Consider the following 11,880-nt stretch of genomic DNA (forward strand, 5'->3'; position numbering starts at 1 on the left):
CATCGAAACGCGGGTCGAGCCCGCCCTGAGGGGCACTTCAAATCGCCGCGAATGACAGCCCGATGACGAATGCACCGAAAACCGCCGCCAAATCCCCGCCAGCTTCTACTTTGGTAGAGTCCGATTGACGCAACTGCCGCGAATTAAGGCTTGCACTTACCTCTGCGGCATCGTCTCCTTGAAGCATCGGGACAAGGCGCTGAAGCGCCGCCCGGCGGGCTCGACCCGTGAGGAAACGCCATAGGAGGAAACGCCATGACCGAAACGTCAGGCAAGAATGCGGATTCGCGCCACGACATCCGCACCAGCCGTCGCCGCTTCATCGCCACCGCCGCTGCCGCGGCCGGCGCCACCGTGGTCGCGGCGCCCGCCGTGCACGCACAGGCGCCGATCAAGCTGAAGTTCCAGTCGACCTGGCCGAACAAGGACATCTTCCACGAGTTCGCCGGCGACTATGTGAAACGCGTCAACGCCATGACCGGCGGGCGCGTCGAGCTTGAGCTGCTGCCGGCCGGCTCGGTGGTCCCCGCCTTCCAGATGCTGGACGCGGTGTCGTCCGGCATCCTCGACGGCGGCCATGGCGTCGCCGCCTATTGGTACGGCAAGAACAAGGCCTTCTCGCTGTTCGGCACCGCCCCGGCCTTCGGCTGGGACGCCGACGAACTGCTCGGCTGGATCCGCTTCGGCGGCGGCCAGGCGCTCTATGACGACCTGGTACAGAACACGCTGAAGCTGAACGTCGTCGGCATGCTCACCGGGCCGATGCCGAGCCAGCCGCTCGGCTGGTTCAAGAAGGAGATCACCAGCGCCGCCGACATGAAGGGCATGAAGTACCGGACCGTCGGTCTCGGTGCGGACCTGTTCAAGGAGTTCGGCGCAGCGGTGACGATCGTGCCGGGCGGCGAGATCGTGCCGGCCATCGACCGTGGCCTGCTCGACGGCGCCGAGTTCAACAACCCCTCCTCGGACCTCGTGCTCGGCTTCCCCGACGTCGCCAAGGTCTACATGCTCGGCAGCTACCATCAGGCGCTCGAGTGCTTCGAGATCCTGTTCAACAAGACCAAGTTCGAGGGCCTGCCGAAGGACGTGCAGGAAATCCTCAAGGGCGCTTCCGATGCCACCTCCGCCACCATGATGTGGAAGGCGCAGGATCGCTATTCGAAGGACCTGGAGGCCATCAAGGCGCGCGGCGTGAAGGTGCTCCCGACGCCGAAGCCGGTTCTCGAAGCCCAGCTCAAGGCGTGGGATGTGGTGATCGCCAATCTCTCGGCCGACCCGGTGTTCAAGAAGGTCGTCGACAGCCAGAAGGAATGGGCCAAGCGCATTGTCGGCTTCCGCCTCGAATACGAGCCGGACTCGAAGTTCGCCTACGACCACTTCTTCAAGACGGCCTGATCTGGCCGTCCGGTAGCGCCCTCTCCCACAGGGAGGGGGCGCCTCTCGGTGCCCGCTTCACCCGCAACGTTGCGTGCCGCGAGGGCTTCGACCGTCCGGATGGCGCGCAGCCTCTGTGCGCCCGCCCGACGGATATCCCATGCAAGCACTCCTTCTCGGCGTCGACCGGCTGAACGCCTTCATCGGCAAACTGTTCGCCTGGTGCATCGTCATCCTCATGCTGGCCATCTGCTATGAGGTCTTCCGCCGCTACGTCCTGCGCGACCCGACCACCTGGGCGTATGACGTCAGCCTGATGCTTTACGGCGCCCTGTTCATGATGGCCGGCGCCTACACCCTTTCGCGCAACGGCCATGTGCGCGGCGATTTCCTCTACCGGAAATGGCAGCCGACCACGCAGGCCAGGATCGACCTCGTTCTCTACTTCCTGTTCTACTTTCCCGGCATCCTGGCGCTGATCTATTCGGGCTGGGGCTATTTCCAGCTGTCCTACATGCTCAACGAGCATTCCTCGTTCAGCCCGGACGGACCGGTGATCTGGCCGTTCAAGGCCATCATTCCCTTCGTCGGCGTGATGATGCTGCTGCAGGGCGTGGTCGAGGTGGTGCGCTGCTACATCTGCATACGCGACGGCGACTGGCCGCAACGCCTGCACGACGTCGAGGAGATGGAGAAGATCATCCTCGACGAGGCCGCCGCCAAGGCCGAGCAGGAAGCCGCCCTCACCGCCATCGAAGGTGAATCCACCGGCCGGGGGTCGCTGTGATGTTTCTGTCCGATCCCGCCCTCGGCATCCTGATGCTGGTGCTGTTCCTTGTCTTCCTGATGCTCGGCTTCCCCATCGCCTTCACGCTGATGGCGCTGGGCGTGGGCTTTGGCTACTTCACGCAAGGCGACAGCATCTTCAACCTGTTCGTGCAGCGCACCTATTCGGTGATGGCGAACGACGTGCTGATCTCGATCCCGCTCTTCCTGTTCATGGGCTACGTGATCGAGCGCGCCAACATCCTCGACCGGCTGTTCCGCGCCATCCAGCTCGCCGCCGGCTGGATTCCCGGCTCGCTGGCCGTCGCCACGCTGATCACCTGCGCGCTGTTCGCCACCGCCACCGGCATCGTCGGTGCCGTGGTGACGCTGATGGGCCTGCTTGCCTTCCCGGCGATGCTGCGCGCCGGCTATGACAAGAAGATCGCCTCGGGCGTGGTGTGCGCCGGCGGGTGCCTCGGCATCCTCATTCCGCCGAGCGTGATGCTCATCCTCTACGGCGCCACGGCCGGCGTCTCGGTGGTGAAGCTCTACGCCGCCGCCTTCATTCCCGGCATCACGCTGGCGGGTATGTACATGGCCTATGTCATCATCCGCGTGATCATCAATCCGGCGCTGGCGCCCAAGCTGCCGGCGGAGGAGCGCAACGTGCCGGCCGGCGAGATCGCGTGGGCGCTGCTGACCTCGTTCCTGCCGCTGGTCGCGCTGATCGTCTCGGTGCTGGGCTGCATCATCTTCGGCCTCGCCACCCCGTCGGAGGCCGCCGCGATCGGCGCGATGGGCGCGATCCTGCTGGCGCTGGCCTACCGCACCTTCAGCGTGGAGAAGCTGAAGGACTCGGTATTCCTCACCGCCCGCGCCTCGGCGATGGTGTGCTGGCTGTTCGTCGGCTCGGCGGTGTTCTCGGCCGTCTTCGCGCTGCTCGGCGGGCAGCGCGTGGTGGAAGAGTTCATCATGGGGCTGGACCTCGGGCCGGTCGGCTTCCTGATCCTGACGCAAATCATCATCTTCGTGCTGGGCTGGCCGCTGGAGTGGACGGAGATCATCGTGATCTTCCTGCCCATCTTCCTGCCGCTGCTGGATCACTTCGGCATCGACCCGATCTTCTTCGGGGTGCTGGTGGCGCTGAACCTGCAGACCTCGTTCCTGTCGCCACCCGTGGCCATGGCACCCTTCTACCTCAAGGGTGTCGCGCCCAAGAACGTGTCGATCGACGAGATCTTCTCCGGCGTCATGCCCTTCATCTTCATCGTCGTGCTGGCGATGGCGATACTCTACATGTTCCCGGGTTTCGCGCTCTGGCTGCCGAACTATCTCTACGGCGGCTGAAGACCGGGAACCCCTTCGGCAAAACAGAACGGGCCCGGCAACGGGCCCGTTCTCATTCGTCTCGCCACATGCTCTCAGAGCGAGGCCGGCAGGCCCTTCGGATCGCCCGGCGCGGTCTTCCAGCCAAGCGAGGGAAAGCGCACGACCCGCCGTCCGCGAAAATCCGCCTCGCAGACGAGGTGGCCACGCTCCTCCATATAGGTCAGCAGCCAGCGCCCCCGCGAGGGCGAGCGGCTGCCATAGGCGCGGGCGAGCGCCTCGTCGGCCGGCGATGGCGCCCCCTCCATGCCGGCGCGGGCGAGCAGCAGGAACACGCCCTGCATCTCCTCCGGCAGGCCCGTCGCCTGCTCCACCGCGCGCTGCCAGTCCTCGTCCCCGGTCCGCGGATCGAGCCCGGCGCGGGCGATGGCGAGCCGGCGGGTGAATTCGGCAAGGTCCGGCACCTTCGAGCCGACCCGCCGCACCCGGCAATGCACGAGGAAGTCCGGGTAAAGCGCCGCCGCCGACCGGAACGGCGCCTCGGGATCGGCAACGAACTGGCGGACGATCTCCTCCACCAGCGCCTCGCGCTCGGCATCGAACGCCGCCGCCGCCTCCGGATCGACCGGTACGGGAATGGGCGCGGGCGTCTCCTCCAGCGTCTCGATCAGCTCCTCGATCGGGCGCGGTTCGGCACGTCGCGCGACAGCGGGCATCGGCTCGGTGCCGAGGTCGTCGAAGATCAGATCCTGCAACTCGGCCGATCCCATCTCCGGCGGCGGCATCAGTTCGGGACGGCCGTTGCGGCTCATGGTCTCGACATAGCCGATCTTCACCGGCAACGGCCGGCGCGACAAAGCAGGGCCGAGCGCGACGAAGGAGCCGGTATTGAGATCGCGAAAACTCTCCGCCTGCCGCTTCTCCATGCCCAGCAGGTCGGCCGCGCGCGCCATGTCGATGTCGAGGAAGGTACGCCCCATCAGGAAGTTGGACGCCTCGGCCGCCACGTTCTTGGCGAGCTTGGCGAGGCGCTGGGTGGCGATGACGCCGGCAAGGCCGCGCTTGCGGCCGCGGCACATGAGATTGGTCATCGCCGAGAGCGAGACGCGCCGCGCCTCGTCGGAAATCTCGCCGGCACCGGACGGGGCGAAGAGCTGCGCCTCGTCGACGATCACCAGCATGGGGAACCAGTAGTCGCGATCGGCGTCGAACAGCCCGTTCAGGAAAGCCGCCGCCGAGCGCATCTGCGCGTCGGCATCGAGCCCTTCGAGGTTGAACACCACCGACGCGCGGTGGCGGCGGATGCGCGCGGCGATGCGCTGGATCTCGCCGGCCGTGCGCTCGGCATCGATGACGACATGGCCGAAGCGTTCGGCGAGGCCGACGAAGTCGCCTTCCGGGTCGATGATGGCCTGCTGTACATGGCCGGCGCTCTGTTCCAGCAGGCGGCGCAGCAGATGGGATTTTCCGGAGCCGGAATTGCCCTGCACCAGCAGGCGCGTGGAAAGAAGCTCCTCCAGATCGAGCCGCACCGGCTGGCCGGCGGTACTGGTCCCGAGCTCGATACCGATCTTCATGCTGTCTGCGATCCTGACGTTAAGCCCCTGCCTAGCACGCGCGCGCGAACCGCTTCAGGACTTGACCCGAAGAACTCCACAGATTCGGACGGCGGGGGCAAGGGGCTTACCGTCATCCCGGCCGACGCGCAGCGTAGAGCCGGGATCGTCCGCGACGGGCGCCCTCTTCGGCACACGATCCCGGATCGGCCTTCGGCCGTCCGGGATGACGAGGGCGCTCGACGACGCCTCGCGCCTGTGCGACATCTCACCCATGCCCGCTCCGCTCTTCACCATCGGCTACGAACAGGTGTCCTCAGCCGCCGTGCTGGACACACTGAGCGCGGCCGGCGTCGAATTGCTGGTCGATGTGCGGGCGGTCGCCGCCTCGCGCCGCGCGGGCTTCTCCAAGAGCCATCTGGCCGCCGGCGTCGCCGGGCGCGCCATCGGCTATCTGCACCTGCGTGGCCTCGGCACGCCGGCCGAGGGGCGGCAGGCGGCACGCGCAGGCCATTATGACGAGCTGCGGCGCATCTACGACCTGCATCTGGCGACGCCCACCGCACGGGAACAGCTCGACGAGCTGACCGAGCTGGTGAGGAACGGCCGGCGCGTGTGCCTGCTGTGCTTCGAGCGCCACCCCGAGCACTGCCACCGCCAGATGATCGCCGATCTCATCTGCGAGCGCGTCGACGTGCCGGTCGAGCACCTTCTGGCGCCGCCGGTCTGATCATTTCCACTTCTGCGGCAATTTGCCGCGTTTTTCGCAACGAATCAGTCCGCACCCACAACCATAGATTGATTGAGCGCAACCGCGTCGGTGCGGTCGAATAGCCTCCATTCACATACCGCCCCTGCACTCCATCCGCCGAGCGCGCCGATGATCGGTTCGCCGAGCCTTGCACATGCGTGCCTTCCCGCACGTCTGAAGAGGCTGCGGACGGTCGCGCTTTCCTCGGTCGCCATCTGCCTCGGCCCCTCGGTCGAGGCCGATGAGACGCGCCCCGATCCCTTGCGCGACCGGCTCTACTTCTTCACCGGCATGGATGTGGCGCGTGACAATGCCTATGGCTGGGCCGGCATGGCCTGGGCTCCCTTCGCACGGATGGACGAGGAAGGGCTGCGGCTGCGCACCCAGACCGGCGGCGGCGGCTATCGCTACCGCACCGATGCGGTGCCCGGCGGCTGGAACAGCGCCAGCAAGCTGGAGGGGGAGATACTCGCCGGCTGGCAGTGGCTGCGCGGCCCGCATGCGCTGACCGTCTATGCCGGCGTGAATGTCGTCGACAACCGGCTCGACCATCCCGATCCCGGCAACCGGGACCAGGGAACGCAGTTCGGCGCCAAGCTGGTGGCCGAGTGGTTCTACCGGCACGACGAAGACTGGACGTTCACGGCCGCCCTCGCCGGCTCGACGGCGGACGAAACCGCCAGCGTGCGCGCCACCGCCGCGCGCCGCATTCACAGATGGTTCGATCTCGGCGTGGAGGCGTCCGCCTCCACCGACTGGCTGTCGCAGGACGCGCGCGGCGGGCTGTTCCTGGCCACGCCACTGCCCGGCTGGCAGTTGCGCGCCGCCGGTGGATGGCGCTGGAGCAGCGACAGCGACGAGGGTCCCTACGGCACGCTGTCGCTGTACGTACCTTATTGAGCCCCGTTCAGGCGTCCTCCGCCTTCATGCCGTCCAGCGCGGGCCCCTCGTCGACATCGGCATGGGCGGCGATCTCGTGGATCGCCAGCGCCGCCAGTTCGTCGCGCGTGTCGATATCGAGAAAGGCGCCATCGCCCTGCGTCGCGACCTCGACCACCGCATCGGGATATTGGGCGATGAGGTGGCGCGCGCCGATATCGCCGCTCAGCGCCATCAGCGCCGGGAACATCCGCCGCGCCCAGGCGACCGGATTGCCCCGCCGTCCCTCCACCACCGGCACCGCGATCAGTTGCCCGGCCTCGACGTCGATCGCCCGCGCGAGACGCTCGACCAGTTCGCCGCCCACCATCGGCATGTCGCCCAGCATGACCACAGCCGCCTCGACGTCCCCGGGCAAGGCGGCGATGCCGGTGCGCAGCGAGGTCGACAGCCCCTCCGCATAGTCCGGATTATGCACGAACACGATGTCGAGCCCGGTCAGGGCCGCCCGCACCTTGTCGGCTTCGTGCCCGGTGACGACCACCACCGGCCGCGCCGATGACGCCAGCGCCGCCTTCACCGCCCGCCGCACCAGCGGCTCGCCCTCGACGGGGACGGAAAGCTTGTGCGCCTCCGGCATGCGGGTGCCGCGACCGGCCGCCAGCACCACCGCGGCCCGTTTGCTCGTCGTGTCGCTCACCGCGCCTTCGCGCGGCTGCGGGCGGGTCGGGATTTCCATGAGCAGACCTCCGACACCCATCGATGTGACGTCCTCGCGCGACACGGCGAGCCCCGCGAGAAGCCGGTGCAGCACCCAGTCGAAGCCGTTCTCCCGCGGACTGCGCGCGCAACCGGGCGCACCGAGCACCGGCATCCCTCCAACGCGGCCGACCAGCAGAAGGTTGCCGGGATCGACCGGCATGCCGAAATGCTCGACGACGCCACCCGCCGCCTCGATACCGGCCGGGATCACGTCCCGCCGGTCGGCGATGGCCGAGGCGCCGAACACCAGCGCCAGTTCGGCGCCATCGGCCGCCACCTCCGCCAGCGCGCGCGCCACCTCCGCCTCGTCGTGCCGCACACGGCGCTCACCGATGATGGCCGCTCCCGCCGGGGCGAGCCGGGCCGCCGTGGTGCGCAGCGTCTTGGCGACGACCTTTTCCTGAAGGCCGGGAAGCAGCGTCGAAATCACCGCGACGCGCCGGATCCTGTAGGGCGCCACCTCGATCAGCGGCCGGCACAGCGGCCCGAGCGCCTCCATCACCGCGCCCGGCACAGCGAAGGGAATGATTTTGACGGTAGCGATCATCTCGCCCGTCGCCACGGTCCGGTAGGCGGGCAAGGTCGCCAGCGTCACCGCCTCGTCGATCCGGTTGAGCGCATCCACGCCGGCGCGGTCGACCACCAGCACGCCGGTCGCCCCGGCGCGGAGGTTGACGCGCCCGGTGAAGGCGGCGTCCGGCACCGCATGCGCGCCGGCAATGGCGGCGCCGATCGCGGTGGCCGCGTCATTCTCGCCGACATCACCCGCCTCCAGCCGGGTCGCCACGATGTCCGCCACGCCCGCCGCGCGCAGTTGGGCAATCAAGGCGGGCGTGAGCACGGCACCCTTGCGCAGGTCGAGGCCGGGAAGGCGCACCGAATGCACCACCACGGCGCCCTCGGCCTCCTCCAGCGCGATGCGGCCAAACTTCACGCCGCCTGCTCCCGCATGGCCGGCCGTCGGCGCAGATCGGCGATCACCTCGCCCAGGATCGCGACGGCGATCTCCGCCGGGCTGACCGAGCCGATGTCGAGGCCGATCGGCGAATGGATGCGGGCCAGCGTCTCGCGCGAGAGCCCCTGCGCGGCCAGACGTTCCAGCCGCGCGGCATGCGTCTTCCGCGAGCCCAGCGCACCGACATAGAAGCAGCCGGCCGTCAGCGCCCCGACGAGCGCGGGATCGTCGATCTTGGGATCGTGGGTCAGCGCCGCCAGCGCGGTGAACGGGTCGAGCCCGATCCGCGCCAGCGCCACATCCGGCCATTGCGCGCGGAGATCGACGCCGGGAAAGCGCTCGGGCGTGGCGAAGGCGGTGCGCGGATCGACGATGATCACGTCGAACCCGGCCGTGGTCGCCATCGGCGCCAGCGCCTGCGAGATATGCACCGCGCCGGTGATGACGAGGCGCGGCGCGGGCACCTGCGCGGTCAGGAAGACGCGCTCATTGCCGACCTCCACCAGCCGGCTCCTGCCGGTCCTGAAAACCTCCGCGAGATGGTCCGCCAACGGGTCGGCGGCGACCTGCGCGGCAAGCACCAGCCGCTGCCGGCCGCTCTCCAGTTCCGTCACCAGCACGCTGGCGCGCCGGGCCGCGCGTTCGCCGTTCAGCGCGTCGAGCAAGGCGAGATCCATCACGCGACCTTCTCGACATAGACGGCGATGCGCCCGCCGCAGGAGAGGCCGACCTGCCAGGCGGTCTCGTCGGCGACGCCGAACTCGATCACCCGCCCGCGCCCGTCGGCGATGACATCGGCCGCCTCGGCCACCACCGCGCCCTCGACGCAGCCGCCGGACACCGAGCCGAGGAAATTGCCCGCCTCGTCGATCACCAGATGACTGCCGACCGGACGCGGCGCCGAGCCCCAGGTCTCGATGACGGTGGCCAGCGCCACGCCGCGCCCCTCCCGGCGCCAGCGCGCGGCGGCCTCCAAAACGTCTTCCTCACGAACGAACATCGCGTTCCCCTCGGCCAATTCGCACGAACATAGCGCAATGCAGCAAACCGCGCCTTGCCGGCAAGAACGGAACGGATCACAAGACCGCGCATGAAGCCTGTCCACTCCCCCCTCTCTCCGGCGGCAATCGCCCGCGTGCCCCGCACGCTGCGCAGCCTCGACGAGCTCGCCGCCGCCGGCCTGCTGCCGTCGCGCGAGGGCCTCGATGCCGTGGCCGAGCGCTACGCGGTGGCGCTCACGCCGACGCTTGCCGCCGCCATCGACCGCGCCGCGCCGGACGATCCGGTCGCGCGCCAGTTCGTGCCCGATGCGCGGGAAATCGAGACGCTGCCGCAGGAACTGGCCGACCCCATCGGCGATGCGGCGCACAGCCCGGTGCCCGGCATCGTGCACCGCTATCCCGACCGGGTGCTGCTGAAGCTGGTCGGTGTCTGCGCCGTCTATTGCCGCTTCTGCTTCCGCCGCGAAATGGTCGGACCGGGCGCCGAGACCAGCCTGTCCGACGAGGCGCTGGACGCGGCGCTGGCTTATGTCGCGGGCCATCCCGACATCTGGGAGGTGGTGGTGACCGGCGGCGACCCGCTGGTCGCCTCCCCGCGCCGGCTGGCCGAGCTGATGACCCGGCTCGCCGCCATCGGCCATGTCCGGATCGTGCGCTTTCACACCCGCGTGCCGGTCGCCTCGCCCGAGCGCATCACGGCGGCGCTGGTCGAGGCACTCAAGGCGCCCGGCCTCACCACCTATGTCGCGGTGCATGCGAACCACGCTCGGGAACTCGGCCCCGAGGCCCGCACGGCGCTGGCGCGGCTGGCGGATGCCGGCATCGCGCTGGTCGGCCAGAGCGTGCTGCTCGCCGGCGTGAACGACGATGCCGGCACGCTGGCGGCGCTGTTCCGCGCGCTGGTCGAATGCCGGGTGAAACCCTATTACCTGCATCATCCCGATCTCGCCCCCGGCACCGCGCATTTCCGCCTGCCCATTCAGCGGGGACGGGAGCTGATGCGGGCCTTGCGTGGCCGCGTCTCCGGCCTTGCCATCCCGATCTATGTGCTCGACATTCCCGGCGGCTACGGCAAGGTGCCGGTCGGCCCGGACTATCTGGAGCCGGCGCCCGAGGGTTGGCGTGTCACCGATTATTGCGGCGGTGAGCACGCCTATGACGAGGCGGTTGCCCCTCGCGACACAAGCGGCGACGCGCGGTGAAACCGGCGGCCAATGTCGACGTCGTCGTGCTCGGTGCCGGTGCGGCCGGGATGATGTGCGCCTGGGAATCCGGCAAGCGCGGCCGGCGCGTGGTGGTGATCGACCATGCCCGCGCGCCCGGCGAAAAGATCCGTATTTCCGGCGGCGGGCGCTGCAACTTCACCAATCTCGACGCGGCGCCGCGCAACTACCTCTCTGAAAATCCCGGCTTCTGCATCTCGGCGCTGAAGCGCTACACCCAGCGCGACTTCATCCGACTGGTCGATGCGAGCGGCATCGCCTGGCACGAGAAGACGCGCGGCCAGCTGTTCTGCGACGGCTCCTCGCGGCAGATCGTCGACCTGCTCACCGACGGGTTGCGTGACGTGGGCACGGAACTGCGCCTCGCCACCGGCATCACCCGCATCGATCGCACCGCCGACGGCTTCGCACTGGAAACGACGAATGGCGCCCTTGCCTGTCGCTCGCTGGTCGTCGCCACCGGCGGCAAGTCCATCCCGAAAATGGGTGCAACCGGCCTCGGCTACGACATCGCCGCGCGGTTTGGCCTGAAGCTGGTGCCCACACGCCCCGCCCTCGTGCCGCTCACACTGGAGGCGGGGCTGCTGGAGCGGCTGGCACCGCTGGCCGGCGTCGCGGTCGAAGGGCGGGTACGGCTCGGCAAGGCACAGTTCGAGGATGGCGTGCTGTTCACCCATCGCGGCCTCAGCGGCCCGGCGGTGCTCCAGATATCCTCGTACTGGCGGGAAGGCGACGAGATCGAGATCGCGCTCGCGCCCGGTGCCGATGTGCTCGCCGGCCTCAAGGCGGCACGCGCCAGCCATGGCCGGCAGGCTGCGTCCACCGCGCTGGTGCCGTTCGTCCCTAAGCGCCTCGCCCAGCTGATCGGCGAGCGCGAGGCGGGGGCGAAGAACCTCGCCGACCTCTCCGACAAGATATTGCGGCGGATCGATGAGGCCGTGAATGCTTGGCGGGTGAAGCCGGTCGGCTCCGAGGGCTACCGTACCGCCGAAGTCACGCTCGGCGGCGTGGACACGGCGGGCCTCGATTCGCGCAGCATGCAGGCCCGCGAAGTGCCCGGCCTGTACTTCATCGGCGAGGTCGTCGACGTCACCGGCTGGCTCGGCGGCTATAATTTCCAGTGGGCGTGGTCGTCCGGCTGGGTCGCCGGCCAGTTTGTCTAGGTGACATACCCATAAGGGGATTCCCAGCGGAGCATTGTTTTGATTCACTGATCTCAGCCCTGGAGGTTGAGATGGCGCGCTTTGACCTGACGGATTTCGAGTGGTCGGTGATCGCACCGCTT

General features: G+C 68.6%; 11 protein-coding genes. 7 read left to right on the forward strand and 4 right to left on the reverse strand.

Annotated features, from left to right (window positions below):
* Positions 1–255: 255 nt before the first annotated feature.
* The 3 genes from ACO2RV_RS23895 to ACO2RV_RS23905 all read left to right on the forward strand — a co-directional run bounded on the left by ACO2RV_RS23895 (position 256) and on the right by ACO2RV_RS23905 (position 3,489).
* On the forward strand, positions 256–1,395 hold the full coding sequence (locus tag ACO2RV_RS23895) for a TRAP transporter substrate-binding protein (protein ID WP_423296711.1): 1,140 nt from the start codon (positions 256–258) through the stop codon (positions 1,393–1,395).
* 139 nt (positions 1,396–1,534) lie between these two features.
* Entirely contained in the window at positions 1,535–2,161 is a 627-nt protein-coding gene (locus tag ACO2RV_RS23900; protein WP_423296712.1) for a TRAP transporter small permease subunit, read from the forward strand.
* Positions 2,161–3,489, forward strand: a complete 1,329-nt coding sequence (locus ACO2RV_RS23905) for a TRAP transporter large permease (RefSeq protein WP_423296713.1) — start codon at positions 2,161–2,163, stop codon at positions 3,487–3,489. The genes ACO2RV_RS23900 and ACO2RV_RS23905 overlap by 1 nt, the downstream gene beginning before the upstream one ends.
* A 74-nt stretch (positions 3,490–3,563) precedes the next feature.
* Here the strand turns inward: ACO2RV_RS23905 and ACO2RV_RS23910 are convergent, their stop codons facing one another.
* Positions 3,564–5,045: a helicase HerA domain-containing protein gene (locus ACO2RV_RS23910; RefSeq protein WP_423296714.1), complete on the reverse strand. Its 1,482-nt coding sequence runs from the start codon at positions 5,043–5,045 to the stop codon at positions 3,564–3,566.
* Positions 5,046–5,298: 253 nt separating this feature from the next.
* Between ACO2RV_RS23910 and ACO2RV_RS23915 the strand changes: the two genes are divergently transcribed.
* On the forward strand, positions 5,299–5,754 hold the full coding sequence (locus ACO2RV_RS23915) for a DUF488 family protein (protein WP_423296715.1): 456 nt from the start codon (positions 5,299–5,301) through the stop codon (positions 5,752–5,754).
* 150 nt (positions 5,755–5,904) lie between these two features.
* Entirely contained in the window at positions 5,905–6,675 is a 771-nt protein-coding gene (bcsS, locus tag ACO2RV_RS23920; RefSeq protein WP_423296716.1) for a cellulose biosynthesis protein BcsS, read from the forward strand.
* A 7-nt stretch (positions 6,676–6,682) separates the two neighbouring features.
* Here bcsS and ACO2RV_RS23925 read toward each other — a convergent pair whose 3' ends face one another.
* From ACO2RV_RS23925 to ACO2RV_RS23935, 3 genes are read right to left on the reverse strand one after another with little or no spacing between them, the layout of a single operon-like run.
* On the reverse strand, positions 6,683–8,350 hold the full coding sequence (locus ACO2RV_RS23925) for an NTP transferase domain-containing protein (RefSeq protein WP_423296717.1): 1,668 nt from the start codon (positions 8,348–8,350) through the stop codon (positions 6,683–6,685).
* Positions 8,347–9,048 carry an XdhC family protein gene (locus tag ACO2RV_RS23930; RefSeq protein WP_423296718.1) on the reverse strand — a complete coding sequence of 234 codons (702 nt, stop codon included), beginning with the start codon at positions 9,046–9,048 and terminating at the stop codon, positions 8,347–8,349. The genes ACO2RV_RS23925 and ACO2RV_RS23930 overlap by 4 nt, the downstream gene beginning before the upstream one ends.
* Positions 9,048–9,371 (reverse strand): XdhC family protein, encoded by a 324-nt coding sequence (locus ACO2RV_RS23935; protein WP_423296719.1) that lies wholly within the window; start codon positions 9,369–9,371, stop codon positions 9,048–9,050. The genes ACO2RV_RS23930 and ACO2RV_RS23935 overlap by 1 nt, the downstream gene beginning before the upstream one ends.
* A 90-nt stretch (positions 9,372–9,461) precedes the next feature.
* Between ACO2RV_RS23935 and ACO2RV_RS23940 the strand changes: the two genes are divergently transcribed.
* Both ACO2RV_RS23940 and ACO2RV_RS23945 read left to right on the forward strand, forming a co-directional pair.
* Positions 9,462–10,574 carry a lysine-2,3-aminomutase-like protein gene (locus ACO2RV_RS23940; protein ID WP_423296720.1) on the forward strand — a complete coding sequence of 371 codons (1,113 nt, stop codon included), beginning with the start codon at positions 9,462–9,464 and terminating at the stop codon, positions 10,572–10,574.
* Entirely contained in the window at positions 10,571–11,758 is a 1,188-nt protein-coding gene (locus ACO2RV_RS23945) for an NAD(P)/FAD-dependent oxidoreductase (protein WP_423296721.1), read from the forward strand. The genes ACO2RV_RS23940 and ACO2RV_RS23945 overlap by 4 nt, the downstream gene beginning before the upstream one ends.
* The last annotated feature ends 122 nt before the right edge of the window (positions 11,759–11,880 follow it).

It is taken from the genome of Ancylobacter sp. VNQ12 (assembly GCF_049445835.1).
Lineage (GTDB): Bacteria > Pseudomonadota > Alphaproteobacteria > Rhizobiales > Xanthobacteraceae > Ancylobacter.

Excerpts from the sequence above, each read along its gene's own strand:
- ACO2RV_RS23895 (WP_423296711.1), top strand. The coding sequence starts at position 256 with ATGACCGAAACGTCAGGCAAGAATGCGGATTCGCGCCACGACATCCGC.
- ACO2RV_RS23905 (WP_423296713.1), top strand. The coding sequence starts at position 2,161 with ATGTTTCTGTCCGATCCCGCCCTCGGCATCCTGATGCTGGTGCTGTTC.
- ACO2RV_RS23900 (WP_423296712.1), top strand. The coding sequence starts at position 1,535 with ATGCAAGCACTCCTTCTCGGCGTCGACCGGCTGAACGCCTTCATCGGC.
- ACO2RV_RS23940 (WP_423296720.1), top strand. The coding sequence starts at position 9,462 with ATGAAGCCTGTCCACTCCCCCCTCTCTCCGGCGGCAATCGCCCGCGTG.
- ACO2RV_RS23910 (WP_423296714.1), bottom strand. The coding sequence starts at position 5,045 with ATGAAGATCGGTATCGAGCTCGGGACCAGTACCGCCGGCCAGCCGGTG.
- ACO2RV_RS23915 (WP_423296715.1), top strand. The coding sequence starts at position 5,299 with ATGCCCGCTCCGCTCTTCACCATCGGCTACGAACAGGTGTCCTCAGCC.
- bcsS (WP_423296716.1), top strand. The coding sequence starts at position 5,905 with ATGATCGGTTCGCCGAGCCTTGCACATGCGTGCCTTCCCGCACGTCTG.
- ACO2RV_RS23930 (WP_423296718.1), bottom strand. The coding sequence starts at position 9,048 with ATGGATCTCGCCTTGCTCGACGCGCTGAACGGCGAACGCGCGGCCCGG.
- ACO2RV_RS23935 (WP_423296719.1), bottom strand. The coding sequence starts at position 9,371 with ATGTTCGTTCGTGAGGAAGACGTTTTGGAGGCCGCCGCGCGCTGGCGC.